This is a genomic window from Streptomyces sp. NPDC057474 (genome assembly GCF_042802555.1).
Taxonomy (GTDB): Bacteria; Actinomycetota; Actinomycetes; order Streptomycetales; family Streptomycetaceae; genus Streptomyces.
The window spans coordinates 1-12,865 of the sequence record NZ_JBHVDX010000260.1 but is presented as its reverse complement, the minus strand read 5'-3'; the positions used below and the strand labels follow the sequence as shown (position 1 = coordinate 12,865).

14 protein-coding genes are annotated in these 12,865 nt (G+C 71.3%); 10 read left to right on the top strand and 4 right to left on the bottom strand.

Translation table 11 applies throughout. The features are described 5' to 3' along the window. Positions 1-91: 91 nt before the first annotated feature. On the bottom strand, positions 92-1,879 hold the full coding sequence (locus ACFU53_RS41600) for an FAD-binding dehydrogenase (RefSeq protein WP_384004868.1): 1,788 nt from the start codon (positions 1,877-1,879) through the stop codon (positions 92-94). Positions 1,880-2,109: 230 nt separating this feature from the next. Here ACFU53_RS41600 and ACFU53_RS41595 point away from each other — a divergent pair, with 230 nt between their 5' ends. Beyond that, positions 2,110-3,312: a helix-turn-helix domain-containing protein gene (locus tag ACFU53_RS41595; protein WP_384004864.1), complete on the top strand. Its 1,203-nt coding sequence runs from the start codon at positions 2,110-2,112 to the stop codon at positions 3,310-3,312. 145 nt (positions 3,313-3,457) lie between these two features. Continuing rightward, positions 3,458-4,288: a carbonic anhydrase gene (locus ACFU53_RS41590; protein WP_384004862.1), complete on the top strand. Its 831-nt coding sequence runs from the start codon at positions 3,458-3,460 to the stop codon at positions 4,286-4,288. Positions 4,289-4,382: 94 nt separating this feature from the next. Here ACFU53_RS41590 and ACFU53_RS41585 read toward each other — a convergent pair whose 3' ends face one another. Continuing rightward, positions 4,383-4,841, bottom strand: a complete 459-nt coding sequence (locus ACFU53_RS41585) for a DUF6299 family protein (RefSeq protein WP_384004860.1) — start codon at positions 4,839-4,841, stop codon at positions 4,383-4,385. Positions 4,842-5,110: 269 nt separating this feature from the next. Between ACFU53_RS41585 and ACFU53_RS41580 the strand changes: the two genes are divergently transcribed. Next, positions 5,111-5,314, top strand: a complete 204-nt coding sequence (locus ACFU53_RS41580; RefSeq protein ID WP_384004858.1) for a DUF5999 family protein — start codon at positions 5,111-5,113, stop codon at positions 5,312-5,314. Positions 5,315-5,332: 18 nt separating this feature from the next. On the opposite strand, the gene ACFU53_RS41575 is transcribed toward ACFU53_RS41580, so the two are convergent. Together ACFU53_RS41575 and ACFU53_RS41570 are read right to left on the bottom strand one after the other, a co-directional pair. Next, entirely contained in the window at positions 5,333-5,731 is a 399-nt protein-coding gene (locus ACFU53_RS41575) for a RidA family protein (protein WP_384004856.1), read from the bottom strand. Next, positions 5,728-6,900: an acyl-CoA dehydrogenase family protein gene (locus tag ACFU53_RS41570; protein WP_384004854.1), complete on the bottom strand. Its 1,173-nt coding sequence runs from the start codon at positions 6,898-6,900 to the stop codon at positions 5,728-5,730. The genes ACFU53_RS41575 and ACFU53_RS41570 overlap by 4 nt, the downstream gene beginning before the upstream one ends. A gap of 145 nt (positions 6,901-7,045) precedes the next feature. Here ACFU53_RS41570 and ACFU53_RS41565 point away from each other — a divergent pair, with 145 nt between their 5' ends. The 7 genes from ACFU53_RS41565 to ACFU53_RS41535 all read left to right on the top strand — a co-directional run. After that, the gene (locus ACFU53_RS41565; protein ID WP_384004852.1) at positions 7,046-8,668 is read left to right on the top strand and encodes an AMP-binding protein; all 1,623 of its coding nucleotides are present in this window, start codon (positions 7,046-7,048) and stop codon (positions 8,666-8,668) included. A gap of 15 nt (positions 8,669-8,683) precedes the next feature. Further along, positions 8,684-9,532, top strand: coding sequence for a PaaX family transcriptional regulator C-terminal domain-containing protein (locus ACFU53_RS41560; protein ID WP_384004850.1), 849 nt, complete (start codon positions 8,684-8,686; stop codon positions 9,530-9,532). 74 nt (positions 9,533-9,606) lie between these two features. After that, positions 9,607-10,500, top strand: coding sequence for a sulfotransferase family protein (locus ACFU53_RS41555; RefSeq protein WP_384004848.1), 894 nt, complete (start codon positions 9,607-9,609; stop codon positions 10,498-10,500). After that, on the top strand, positions 10,482-10,907 hold the full coding sequence (locus ACFU53_RS41550) for a hypothetical protein (RefSeq protein ID WP_384004846.1): 426 nt from the start codon (positions 10,482-10,484) through the stop codon (positions 10,905-10,907). The genes ACFU53_RS41555 and ACFU53_RS41550 overlap by 19 nt, the downstream gene beginning before the upstream one ends. Further along, positions 10,904-12,154: a glycosyltransferase family 4 protein gene (locus tag ACFU53_RS41545; RefSeq protein ID WP_384004844.1), complete on the top strand. Its 1,251-nt coding sequence runs from the start codon at positions 10,904-10,906 to the stop codon at positions 12,152-12,154. Before ACFU53_RS41550 ends, ACFU53_RS41545 begins: the two co-directional genes overlap by 4 nt. Beyond that, positions 12,151-12,711 carry an adenylyl-sulfate kinase gene (cysC, locus tag ACFU53_RS41540; RefSeq protein ID WP_384004842.1) on the top strand — a complete coding sequence of 187 codons (561 nt, stop codon included), beginning with the start codon at positions 12,151-12,153 and terminating at the stop codon, positions 12,709-12,711. Before ACFU53_RS41545 ends, cysC begins: the two co-directional genes overlap by 4 nt. Then, positions 12,708-12,865: phosphoadenosine phosphosulfate reductase family protein (locus tag ACFU53_RS41535; RefSeq protein ID WP_384004866.1), on the top strand; the 158-nt coding region annotated here is incomplete at its 3' end. The genes cysC and ACFU53_RS41535, both read left to right, overlap by 4 nt.

The window sequence follows — 12,865 nt, the reverse complement described above, 5'->3', positions numbered from 1 at the left end:
AACTGACTGGGTGTGGGCGTGCGGCCTTGTGTCCGGGGTGGGCCGGTGGGCGGGCGCGTGTGCCGTGCCCGCCCTCCGGCCCCGCTCCGGTTCAGGCCGTGGCCTCCGCCGCCGCCCTGCCCGACTGACGGCCCGAGAAGAGGCAGCCACCGAGGAAGGTGCCCTCCAGGGAGCGGTAGCCGTGGACTCCGCCGCCGCCGAAACCGGCGACCTCGCCGGCCGCGTAGAGACCGGGGACCGGGCTGCCGGAGGCGCCGAGGACGCGGCCGGAGAGGTCGGTCTGGAGGCCCCCGAGGGTCTTGCGGGTGAGGATGTTGAGGCGTACGGCGATCAGCGGGTGGGCGCTCGTGTCCATGATCTTGTGGGCGGAGGCCGTCCGGCTGAGCGTGTCGCCGGGGTAGGCGAGAGCGTTGCGGATGCCCATGACCTGGACGTCCTTGGTGTACGGGTTGGCGATCTCCCGGTCCCGGGCCTCGATCTGGCGTGTCAGGTCGGCGAGGTCGATCAGGTTCTCCCCCGTCAGCTTGTTCATGCCCCTGACCATTTCGGACAGGGACGAGGCCACGACGAAGTCCACGCCGTTCTTCTTGAACTTCTCGATCGGCTCCGGGGTCTGCCAGATGCGCGAGAGCAGCATCCAGATGTTCTTCTCGGTGAGGTCCGGGTTCTGCTCGGAGCCGGAGAGCGCGAACTCCTTGGCGAGGATCTTCTGCGTGGTCACGAACCAGGAGTAGTCGTACCCGGTGTCGGTGATCGTCTCGAGGGTGTGGAGGGTGTCGTAGCCCGGGATGTCGGGGGTGTTGAAGCGCTTGCCCGTGGCGGAGAACCACATGGAGGACGGGCCGGGCAGGATGCGGATGCCGTGGCCGGGCCAGATCGGGTCGTAGTTCCGCAGGCCCTCGGTGTAGTGCCACATCCGGTCGGGGTTGACGATCCGGCCGCCCGCCTTCTCGGTGATGGCGAGCATGCGGCCGTCCACGTGCGCGGGCACGCCGGTGATCATGGTCTTGGGTGCGGTGCCGAGGCGGGCGGGCCAGTTCGCCCGTACGAGGTCGTGGTTGGCGCCGATACCGCCGGAGGTGACGACGACCACGGGGGCCTTCAGTTCGAACTCGCCGACGACGGTGCGGGAGCTGGCCTTGCCGCGCGAGACGCTGCTGGGCTCCAGGACCGCGCCGCGTACGCCGGTGACGGCGCCGTCGGTCGTCACGAGGCCGTCGACGCGGTGGCGGAACTTGAAGGTCACGTTCCCTGCCGAGACCGCCGCCCGCACCTTCTTCTCGAAGGGCTCGACTACGGCCGGGCCGGTCCCCCAGGTGACGTGGAAGCGGGGCACCGAGTTGCCGTGCCCGTCCGCGAGGCCGCCACCGCGCTCGGCCCAGCCGACGATCGGGAACCACTGCACGCCGAGACCGGCGAGCCAGGACCGCTTCTCGCCGGAGGCGAAGTCCACGTACGCCTCGGCCCACTTGTAGGCCCAGTAGTCCTGGCCGGAGGGGTCGCTGATGCCCCGGTCGAAGCCGGCCGTGCCCAGCCAGTCCTGCCAGGCCAGTTCCTGGGAGTCCTTGATGCCCATCAGGCGCTGTTCGTCGGAGTCGACGAGGAACAGTCCGCCGAAGGACCAGAAGGCCTGTCCGCCGAGGCTGGCCTCCGGTTCCTGGTCGAGCAGCAGCACCTTGCGGCCGGCCGCCGCGAGTTCGGCTGTGGCGACAAGACCGGCGAGGCCATGGCCGACGACGATCGCGTCCGCGTCGTACGACGTCCCGGCGGCGAAGGCCGGGACCGCCTGCGCGGCGAGTGCGGCTCCGGCGAGTACGCCACCGGTCGTCGTCAGGACCCGGCGGCGGCTGACCCCGTCCGGGGAGGCGGAGTTCTCCATGGAAATGGGCACAGGCGTGGACCTTCCGGGGGGAGGGACAGGAAGTACGCGCGGGACGGGGGCTGTTCCTGTGACACCAGCACTGTTACCGTCGGTAGCCCTCAAGGAAACCAGGTCGTCACAACCATGGGGTAGTGGCTGGGGATCAACACATCCACCACTTCGTTGTGGCCCGGCGACAGCGCCGGGGACGGAACGGAGCGGGTGGGTACGGGACGGGAGAAGCGCCCATGACGGTCGTCCACGAGCGCGAACCGGTCACCGGGGTCCTGCGGGCCATGGCCGCCGACGCGGACGTGTGCGAGGAACTGGTCCGCGCGGCACGCGGCCGTTCCCCCGAACTGGCCCGGCTCGGCGAGGCGGAGACCCTCTCCCACGTCAACGCCCTGATCGGGGCCGCCGAGGCGTGGCTCACCACGCTCGGCCGGGTCGAGGAACACGACTTCGCGGCCGCGCTGCTGCTCGGCGCCGACCGCGCGGCCCAGGGCATCCCGATGACGGCCGTGCTGCGCGGCGTCCAGGCCGCCCTCACCCGGGTCGTCGAGATCACCGTCGAACGCAGCCGCTCGGCCGGCGTGTCCGACGCCGCGCTGCTCACCGTCGTCCTGCGGCTGAAGGAGTACGGCGATGCCGTGGAGCGGCATGTCGTCAACGGATACCGCGCCGCCGAGTCGGGGACCCCGCGCACAGCGGGCGAGGCCCGGGCGAGGCTGCTGCGGCGGCTGCTGACCGAGGGTGACGACACGCCCGTACCGTCCCGCGAGGAACTGGCGCGGGAGGGCGTACGGGCGGACGGCCGGTACCACTGTCTTGTGGCGGACCCCGGCGATGCCGCGCCCGCCCGCGCGCTCACCGCCCGGCTCTCCGCGCTGCCCGGGGTCTTCGGGGTCGTCGACGACCGTCCGGTGGGCCTGTGTCCGCGGCTGCCGGGGAGCGAGGAGCTGGCGGAGCTGGGCGGGGACGGCGTGGCGCTCGTCGTCGCGTCACCGGTCGCCGCGCCGGAGCGGCTCCGCCCGCTGTACCGGCTGTGCGTAAGGGGGTTGGAGATCGGAGGCCGACGGGGGTTGCGCGGTGTGCGTGAACTGACCGATCTGGCCGGGGAGATCGCGATGGCGGACCACGCCGTGCTGGGCGCGGCGCTGAGCGGCCGCTTCCTCGGCGGGCTCGATCCGGCGGACGACTTCCACCGCCAACTCGCGCTCACCGCACTGGCGTTCCTCGACAGCGGCCGCCGTCTCGACCGCACCGCGACGGCGTTGTTCACCCACCCCAACACCGTCCGCTACCGCCTCGGCCGGCTGCACCGCATCACCGGCACCTCGCTCACCGACGGCTCGCTCGACGGTCCGTCCGGGACGCTGACGACCCTGCACTGGTGGTGGGCGCTGACAACGTGGCTGGACACGGGCGCAGGAAGCGCTCCCAGCGCATAAAGCGAACGCCAAGAGACCAGCTGTCCAAAAACCTTCCCCGAAGTGGCCAAGAACGATTCAAGGGTCGGCCATGATTGATCAACGCTCGTCCATGATTTCGCATCTTGAACGTTTGAGCGTTTAGGTCGGACGTACGTTCCTGCCCGTGAACCCTGACGCAGCACCCCACAGAGGCGAGGACGCCGAGGCGACCGCCACCGGCGCCGACGCCCCGATATCCCACGCGAAGCCCCGCGGCCGACGCTCACTCCTGCGCGCCGCGCTGGCCGGCACCGCCGTCCTCGGCGGCGGCATCGCCGTCGGCGCCTTCCCGGCCGACGCCGAGACCGTCTCCCGCTCCACCCCCACCCCCACGCCCACGCCCACGCCCTCCGCCGCCACCCGCACGCGGCCGAGCACGGCGGACGAGGCGCTGAAGGAGCTGTCGAAGGGCAACCGCCGCTGGCGGACCCTCCACCAGCAGCACCCCCACGAGGGCGCCGCCGTGCGCAAGGCCCTGACGACCGGTCAGGAACCCTTCGCCCTCATCCTCGGCTGCATCGACTCCCGTGTCCCCCCGGAGCTGGTCTTCGACCAGGGCCTTGGCGACCTGATGACCGTGCGCAGCGCGGGCGAGGTGCTGGACGAGTCGGTGTTCGGCAGCGTCAAGTACGGTGTCCTCGAACTGGACATCCCGCTGGTCGTGGTGCTCGGTCACCAGTCCTGCGGCGCCGTGAAGGCCGCCGTCTCGGCGGACCAGACCGGTGAGAAACTGCCGAGCCACATCCAGTTCATCGCCGACGAGATCGCTCCGGCCATCGACCACAGTGTGACCGGCGACGCCCGGATCGCGGCGACCATCGACGCGAACGTCCGGCTCGTCCGCTCCAAGCTCGTGGCCGACCCCGACATCGCCGCCAAGCTGAAGGCGGACGAGGTGGCCGTCGTCGGCGCCCGCTACGACCTGACGACGCAGCGCGTGCACCTGCTCAAGTAGCAGGCCCTGGCAAGGGGAAGGCGGCTCCGGTGAACCACCCACCACCGGGGCCGCCTTCGCGTCGCCGTGACCTGGGCCGCACCCGGCCGGCGGCTCAGCCCTCGACGAGGGTGATGTCCTGCTGCCGCACCGCGTGGAACCCGGGCAGCGGCAGATCCCTGCCCGACAACTCCGTGATGGTGGCCTCAGCCCTGGCCGGGCCCGGCAGGTAACGGCCCGGCTCGGCCTTGTCCGTGTTGGTCCAGGTGTGGTCGGCGCCGTCGCAGACCGCCGACGTCCCGCCGACCCCCTTGCGGACCCCGTTGCGGCCCTGCTGGAGCGAGGACGAGACGAAGACGGGGCCGTTGCCGCCGAGACAGCGGTAGGTGCCGGACAGGGTGAGGGTGCCGTCCGAGGCGACGTACCCGGTGGGGTCGACGGTCACCGTCTCGAACGGTTCGATCGTGGCACCGGCGGACGGGGCGGCGGAGAACAGCAGCAGCGCGGCACCGGCGGCGGCGGCGCCGCGCACCCGGGGGAACGGGAACTGCGAGAAGGCCTGGGGCAAGGGCATGGGGACATCTCCTTGGACGGGGGCTCCAGAGGTACCGGACCGGCCGGGGCGCGCCGGTGACCATCACCCCTCCGTCGGCGCGTCGGTTCCGCGTTTTCACTACCGGGTGCGACCCGCGCGTCCGGGGTTATGTCCGCGTCCTGTCACAGCACGTCCGGGTGCTGTCACGTCTCACGAAACTGTGTGGCGATGAGTTCCGGGCGCGGGCATGGTCTGTAGTGCGAGGCGGTGACTCGCCGCCGGCACTCACAAAGACGTGGAGGTGCGCCATGTGTGCTCACCAGCCCCTGTGCCCCCCGATCGACAGCACGGACCGCGACGCCGCGCACATCGTCGCCTTCCACCCCGAGCAGGGCTGGAACCTGCTGTGCAACGGGGCGATCGTCTTCGACGACACCGGTGAACTGCTGCCCGACGGCAGCGTGATCGCCCCGCACCGCCCGGGCTTCGGCGCGCTGGCGACCGCCGCCTGAGACGCCCCTCCCGTACGGCTACGGCAGGACCGCGAAGCCGTCGAGTTCCACCAGGGCCTGCTCGTCCCAGAGCCGCACGACGCCGACGACCGCCATCGCGGGATAGTCCCGGCCCGCCAGCCTCCGCCAGACACGGCCGAGTTGGGGAGCGCGGACGCGATAGTCGGCGACATCCGTGGCATAGACAGTGACTCGGGCGAGGTCGGCCGGTGTACCTCCGGCGGCCTCCAGCGCGGTCAGCAGATTGCCGAGCGCCCGCTCGAACTGCTCCTCCAGCGTCTCCCCCACGACCTTGCCATCCGCGTCGAGCGCGGTCTGGCCCGCCAGGAACACGACCCGGGTCCCGGTAGAGACCACGGCGTGCGAGAAGCCGGTGGGCGGCGACAACCCGGCCGGGTTCACCCGCTCGGTGCTCATACCGACCGCCCCTCTCCTGCGGAGTCCCGCGCCTCCGCCTCCCGCGCGGACGCCTCCTTCGCGTACAACTCCTTCGCGATGACGGCCCGTTGCACCTCGCTCGCCCCCTCGTAGATGCGCGGCGCCCGCACCTCCCGGTAAAGGTGTTCGAGCAGATGGCCCCGCCGCAGGGCCCGGGCCCCGTGCAGTTGTACGGCCGCGTCGACGACGTACTGCGCCGTCTCCGTGGCCAGCAGCTTCGCCATCGCGGCCCGCCGGGGTACGTCCGGGTCTCCGGAGTCGTACGCCGTCGCCGCCGCGTAGACCATGAGCCGGGCCGCCTCCGTGCGCAGCGCCATCTCGGCGACCTGATGGGCGACCGTCTGCAGGTCCCGCAACTTGCCGCCGAACGCGTCCCGTCGGGCGGTGTGCGCGAGCGTCGCGTCCAGCGCGGCCTCGGCCATGCCGACCGCGAAGGCGCCGACGCTCGGCCGGAAGAGGTTGAGGGTGGCCATGGCGACGCGGAAGCCTCGGTCGGGTGCGCCGAGGACGTCGCCGGCCGTGACGGGGACGGCGTCGAAGGCGAGAGCGCCGATGGGGTGCGGGGAGAGCATGTCGAGCGGGGCGCCGGTGAGGCCGGGGCGGTCGGCCGGGACCAGGAAGGCGGTCACGCCACGGGCGCCCGCGTCGGGGGTGGTGCGGGCGAAAACGGTGTAGAAGTCGGCCTCGGGGGCGTTGGAGATCCAGCACTTCTCGCCGGTGAGCCGCCAGCGGCCGGGGCCGTCGGGTTCCGCCCGCAGAGACAGGGCCGCCGCGTCCGAGCCCGCACCGGGCTCGCTGAGCGCGAAGGCCGCGACCGCGTCACCGTCACTCACCCGGGGGAGCCAGCGGGCGCGCTGGGCCTCGGTGCCGTGGGCGTGGACCGGGTGGGCGCCCAGACCTTGGAGGGCCAGTGCCGTCTCGGCCTCCGTGCAGACGTACGCCAGTGACTCGCGCATCAGACAGAGGTCGAGGGCGCCCGAGGTGAACAGCCGGGAGAGCAGCCCCAGTCGGCCCAGCTCGGCGACGAGGGGGCGGTTGACGTGGCCGGGCTCGCCCTTGTCGGCCAGGGGGCGCAGGCGTTCGGCGGCCAGCGCGCGCAGTTCGGCACGCCAGGCGAGTTGTGCCGGTTCGAGCGAGAATGCGGTCATCGCCGATCCCTTCTCCCCCTTGGGGCCACTGCCGAGGTTATCGCGAACTGTTGACTGCCGTCACCAAGGCGATACGCTCGCTGGTGCGAGCCCACCGCCACATGCGAGCCCACTTCGGCAGGGTCCACAGCAGGGGGCGAACGTCATGAATTCCAGGGTCACCGCCCACGTCGACACCTTCGCCCGCGACCATCTGCCGCCCCCGGACCAGTGGCCCGAGCTGTCCTTCGACCTGCCCGGGCTGCGCTACCCGGACCGTCTCAACGCCGCCGCCGAGCTGCTCGACGGCGGTGATCCCGGCCGGCCCGTCTTCCGCACGCCCGGCGGGGACACCTGGACGTACGGCGAACTCCGCGCGCGCGTCGACAGGATCGCCCACACCCTCACGTCCACCCTCGGCGTGGTCCCCGGCAACCGGGTCCTGCTGCGCGGGCCCACCACGCCCTGGCTGGCCGCGTGCTGGCTGGCGGTGCTCAAGGCGGGGGCGGTCGCGGTGACGGTGCTCGCGCAGCAGCGGGCGCAGGAGCTGGCGACGATCTGTGGGCTGGCGCGGGTGTCGCACGCGCTGTGCGACACCCGGCATGTGGACGACCTCGCGAAGGCGGACGTCCCGGGGCTGAGGATCACCACCTTCGGCGGGGACGGCCCCGACGATCTGCTCATGCTCGGCCTGCCGACGGCGAACGGGGCGCGGGGACCGTACGAGGCGGTGGACACGGCGGCCGACGACGTGGCACTGATCGCGTTCACCTCGGGTACGACCGGGCGGCCCAAGGGGTGTCTGCACTTCCACCGGGACGTCCTGGCGATCGCGGACACCTTCTCGAAGCATGTGCTGCGGCCCCGGGCGGACGACGTGTTCGCCGGCTCTCCCCCGCTCGGTTTCACCTTCGGCCTCGGCGGTCTCGTCGTCTTCCCGATGCGGGCCGGCGCCAGCGCCCTGCTGCTCGAACAGGCGGGCCCGAAGCAGCTGCTGCCGGCGGTCGCCGAGCACGGCGTGTCGGTGCTGTTCACCGCCCCGACGGCCTACCGCGCGATGCTGGGGGAACTGGGCGCGTCGGACGGTCACGACATCTCGTCGCTGCGGCGGTGCGTGTCGGCGGGCGAGAATCTGCCGGCGGCCACCTGGCGGGCCTGGCACGAGCGGACCGGGCTGCGGATCATCAACGGCATCGGCGCGACCGAACTGCTGCACATCTTCATCTCCGCGGCCGACGACGGCATACGGCCGGGGACGACGGGGGTGCCCGTACCGGGGTGGCGGGCGCGCGTGCAGGACACGGACGGAAAGCCGGTGCCCGACGGGGAGCAGGGGCTGCTCGCCGTGCGCGGTCCGGTGGGGTGCCGCTATCTGGCGGACGAGCGGCAGCGGGAGTACGTACGGGGCGGCTGGAACGTCACGGGTGACACGTACGTCCGCGAGCCGGACGGGTACTTCCGCTATGTCGCCCGCGCCGACGACATGATCATCTCGGCCGGTTACAACATCGCGGGCCCCGAGGTCGAGGAGGCCCTGATGCGCCATCCGGACGTGGTGGAGACGGCGGTGGTGGGGCGGCCGGACGAGGCGCGCGGCCAGGTCGTCGTCGCCTATGTGGTCGTCGGGGCGGGCGTCGGCCGGGACGGCGAGACGCTGCGCGCGTTCCTCAAGTCGGAGCTGGCGCCGTACAAGTGTCCGCGCGAGATCGTCTTCCTGGACGCGCTGCCGCGCACGGCGACCGGCAAACTCCAGCGCTTCCGGCTGCGCACCCTGAGTGACCAGCAATGACGCCGAAGACCTAAAATGATCAACGTGTCCGAACAGCACGCACCACGTTCGCTCATCGTCACCTTCTACGGCGCGTACGGCCGTTCGGTGCCGGGCCCCGTGCCCGTCTCCGAGCTGATCCGGCTGCTCGCCGCGGTCGGGGTCGACGCGCCCTCCGTCCGCTCCTCGGTGTCCCGGCTGAAACGGCGCGGGCTGCTGCTGCCGGCCCGTACGGCGGCGGGGGCGGCCGGGTACGGGCTGTCGGAGGACGCGCGGCAACTGCTCGAGGACGGCGACCGGCGGATCTACGCGACGGCGCCCGAGCAGGACGAGGGCTGGGTGCTGGCCGTGTTCTCGGTGCCGGAGTCGGAGCGGCAGAAGCGGCATGTGCTGCGCTCCCGGCTGGCCGGACTCGGCTTCGGCACGGCCGCGCCGGGCGTGTGGATCGCGCCGGCCCGGCTGTACGAGGAGACCCGGCACACCCTGACCCGGCTGCGGCTCGACTCGTACGTGGACCTGTTCCGGGGCGAGCACCTGGGGTTCGCGGCGACCGCCGAGGCGGTGGCGCGGTGGTGGGACCTGGCCGGGATCGCCAAGCAGCACGAGGCGTTCCTCGACCGGCACGCGCCCGTGCTGCACGGCTGGGAGCACCGCGACGGCACCCCGCCGGAGGAGGCGTACCGCGACTACCTGCTGGCCCTGGACTCCTGGCGCCATCTGCCGTACGCCGACCCCGGGCTGCCCGCCGCGCTGCTGCCGGCGGACTGGCCGGGCGTGCGCTCGGCGGCCGTGTTTTGGGCACTGCACGCGCGACTGCGGGACGCGGGGGCGGCGTTCGCGGGAGTGGACTTGCAGGAAACTTCAAGCAATCTTAAAGATCTATAACAATTTTGTTCACTAAGGGAACGCTCAGGGTTCTACTTCAATCTTCTCAGAATCCTTACTTACCATCCTGACGCATGAGTCTCATGCGCAACCTGAACCGTGCACTCACCGCCACCACCGGCCTCCAAGTGCGCAGGGCCGGCCCGGTCGCGCCCGCCGCACCCAAGGCCACGGTGCCGAAGCCGGCCGCGAAGAAGCCCACGGCGGTGTACCGATGTCCGGCTCCCGAGGATCTGGCCACGGACCGGTTGCTGAAGCAGCCGGTCTTCATCATGTCTCCCGTGCGCTCCGGCTCCACCCTGCTGCGGATGCTCATGAACGCGCACCCCCGACTGCACTCCCCGCACGAGCTGCACATACGCCGCCTGGAGGTCGGCTACGGCAGCAAGTTGTCGCAGAAGGCGATGAGCGCCCTCGACCTGGAGCGCGGTGACCTGGAGCATCTGCTGTGGGACCGGGTCATGCACCGGGAACTGGTCAGGTCGGGCAAGGACTTCGTCGTCGAGAAGACCCCGAGCAACGCCTTCGTGTACGAGCGCATCCGGGACTGCTGGCCCGACGCCCGCTTCGTCTTCCTGCTGCGTCACCCGGTCTCCATCGCCCAGTCGTGGCACGAGGGCGACCCGGACAAGCGCACCTACGACGAGGCCGCCGCCGACGCGCTGCGCTACATGAAGGCCGTCGACAAGGCCCGCAAGGGGCTCCCGGGTCACACCGTGCGCTACGAGGACATCACCGCCGACCCCGAGAAGGAGATGCGGCGGCTCTGCGACTTCCTCGACATCGCCTTCGAGCCGGCCATGCTCGACTACGGCAAGAAGGACGACGCCCAGGTGGTGAAGGGCCTCGGCGACTGGCGCGACAAGATCAAGACCGGTCAGGTGCAGTCGGGGCGCGCGCTCCCCACCGAGGACGACATCCCGGAGTTCCTGAGGCCGATGTGTCAGGCGTGGGGCTACAGCGAGTGAAGCCGCACGCCGAGATAGCCGAGGTCTGGCCGCGCGACGGCCGCATCAGACTCGTCGGACGCATCCACGGGGTCCCGGCGGAAGGCGCCTGGCAGCTGGTCCTCACCCACCGCTCCCACGCCGACCTCAGGCTGCGCTACGCCGCCGACGTCAAGGGCGACCGCTTCGAGAGCGAGCTGCCCGTCGACGACCTCGCCGCCGCCGACCACGCGGCCGTCGAGGAGTGGGACATCCACCTCACCGACGGCAAGGCCGAACTGCGCGCCGGAAAGCACCTCGACGACGTGCGGGGCAAGAAGAAGATCTTCGTGTATCCGGAGCAGCGCACCGGGGACCTCCGGGTGCGCCCCTACTACACGATCAAGGACAACCTGTCTCTGGAGTGCCGCCCGGGAGGCTCCGCATGACCGACCGCCGCCCGCTCCCCCAGCGCCCCCACATCCGGTATCTGCTGCTGCACGCCTACGGCCGGGGCGGCACCATCCGCACGGTGATGAACCAGGCCAACTCCCTCGTGGCGGCGGGCTGGACCGTGGAGATCGTCAGCGCGCTGCGCCGCCGCGACGACATCCAGTTCCCGCTCGACCCCCGGGTGAAGGTCTCCACGGTCGTCGACCTGCGCGAGGGCGCCTACACCCCGCCGTCCGGCCTCGTCGCCCGCTGGCGCGACCGCAAGCGCGGCGAGCTGCTGGAGGCGCCCGCCCGGCACATCCCGAAGGGCGAGTTCGGCTACCGCTACTTCAACCGGTACGTCGAGGAGCAACTCATCGCGTACCTGCGATCGTTGACCGACGGCATCCTGGTCACCACCCGGCCCGCGCTGAACTTCCTGGCCGCCGAGCACGCCACCGCCGGTGTGGTCCGGATCGCCCAGGAGCACATGAACCTCGGCACCCACAAGCGGGACGTGCAGCAGCGCATCCGGGAGACGTACCCGCACTTCGCCACCGTGGCCGTGCTCACCGAGCGCGACCGCGACGAGTACGCCGAACTCCTCCCCGGGACCCGGGTCATCCGTATCCCCAACGCCGTGCACTCCCTCGACCAGGTCCCCGCCGACCCCGCGTCGAGGATCGCGGTGGCGGCCGGCCGGCTCTTCCCGCAGAAGGGCTTCGACATGCTGATCCCGGCCTGGGCGAAGCTCGTCGAGACGTACCCCGACTGGCAGCTGAGAATTTACGGCAGCGGCGAGAAGAAGTCGGAACTTCGCCACCTGATCGAAGAACACCATCTCTACAATCACGTGTTCCTCATGGGACACACCGACCGCTTGGACGACGAACTCGCCAAGGCTTCCTTCTACGTGCTCAGTTCACGCTTCGAGGGACTGCCGATGGTGATGATCGAGGCGATGAGTCACGCCCTTCCCGTGGTGAGCTTCGACTGCCCGACCGGGCCCGCCGACGTGCTGACGCACGGCGTGGACGGGCTGCTCGTCGCACCCGAGGACCCCGACGCGCTCGCCGACGCCATGGCCAGGCTGATGGCCGACGAGGTGCTGCGCGCCGACATGGGTGTGGCCGCGGTCCTCACGGCCGCCTCGTACGGCCCGGACTCCGTCCATCACCGCTGGGAGTCCCTCTTCACCTCCCTCCACTCCCTCCACGAACAACGGCACGGCGTCGCCGGCGCCGCGAAAGGAACCCACGCATGACCACCTCGTCCAGGGCGCCCAAGGCCCAGGGAGCGACGGTCTGGCTCACCGGACTGCCGAGCGCGGGCAAGACCACGATCGCCCGTGTCCTCGCCGGCCGGCTGCGGTCCGAGGGGCACCGTGTGGAGGTGCTCGACGGTGACGAGATCCGCCGCTTCCTCTCCGCCGGCCTCGGCTTCTCCCGCGAGGACCGCAACACCAACGTGCAGCGCATCGGCCTGGTCGCCGAGGTCCTCGCCCGCAACGGCGTGCTCTCCATCGTCCCCGTCATCGCGCCGTACGCCGACAGCCGCGAGGCCGTCCGCAAGCGCCACGACGTGAGCGGCACCCCGTACTTCGAGGTGCATGTCGCCACCCCCGTCGAGGTGTGCAGCCAGCGCGACGTGAAGGGCCTGTACGCCCGTCAGGCCGCCGGCCGGCTCAAGGGCCTGACCGGTGTCGACGACCCGTACGAGCCGCCGGCCGACCCCGCGCTCGTGCTCCCGACACAGGACCAGACGCCCGACGAATCGGCCGCGTCCGTGTTCGCGCTGCTGGCGGATCGGGGCCTCGTATGACCGCCCACACCCTGTCCCATCTGGACGCGCTGGAGTCCGAAGCGGTCCACATCTTCCGGGAGGTGGCGGGCGAGTTCGAGCGGCCGGTGATCCTCTTCTCCGGCGGCAAGGACTCCATCGTCATGCTGCACCTGGCGTTGAAGGCGTTCGCCCC

Bases quoted from the DNA above. Each gene is read 5' to 3' on its own strand.
- ACFU53_RS41600 (WP_384004868.1), bottom strand. From the start codon at position 1,879: ATGGAGAACTCCGCCTCCCCGGACGGGGTCAGCCGCCGCCGGGTCCTG.
- ACFU53_RS41595 (WP_384004864.1), top strand. From the start codon at position 2,110: ATGACGGTCGTCCACGAGCGCGAACCGGTCACCGGGGTCCTGCGGGCC.
- ACFU53_RS41585 (WP_384004860.1), bottom strand. From the start codon at position 4,841: ATGCCCTTGCCCCAGGCCTTCTCGCAGTTCCCGTTCCCCCGGGTGCGC.
- ACFU53_RS41580 (WP_384004858.1), top strand. From the start codon at position 5,111: ATGTGTGCTCACCAGCCCCTGTGCCCCCCGATCGACAGCACGGACCGC.
- ACFU53_RS41575 (WP_384004856.1), bottom strand. From the start codon at position 5,731: ATGAGCACCGAGCGGGTGAACCCGGCCGGGTTGTCGCCGCCCACCGGC.
- ACFU53_RS41570 (WP_384004854.1), bottom strand. From the start codon at position 6,900: ATGACCGCATTCTCGCTCGAACCGGCACAACTCGCCTGGCGTGCCGAA.
- ACFU53_RS41565 (WP_384004852.1), top strand. From the start codon at position 7,046: ATGAATTCCAGGGTCACCGCCCACGTCGACACCTTCGCCCGCGACCAT.
- ACFU53_RS41560 (WP_384004850.1), top strand. From the start codon at position 8,684: ATGATCAACGTGTCCGAACAGCACGCACCACGTTCGCTCATCGTCACC.
- ACFU53_RS41555 (WP_384004848.1), top strand. From the start codon at position 9,607: ATGAGTCTCATGCGCAACCTGAACCGTGCACTCACCGCCACCACCGGC.
- ACFU53_RS41545 (WP_384004844.1), top strand. From the start codon at position 10,904: ATGACCGACCGCCGCCCGCTCCCCCAGCGCCCCCACATCCGGTATCTG.
- cysC (WP_384004842.1), top strand. From the start codon at position 12,151: ATGACCACCTCGTCCAGGGCGCCCAAGGCCCAGGGAGCGACGGTCTGG.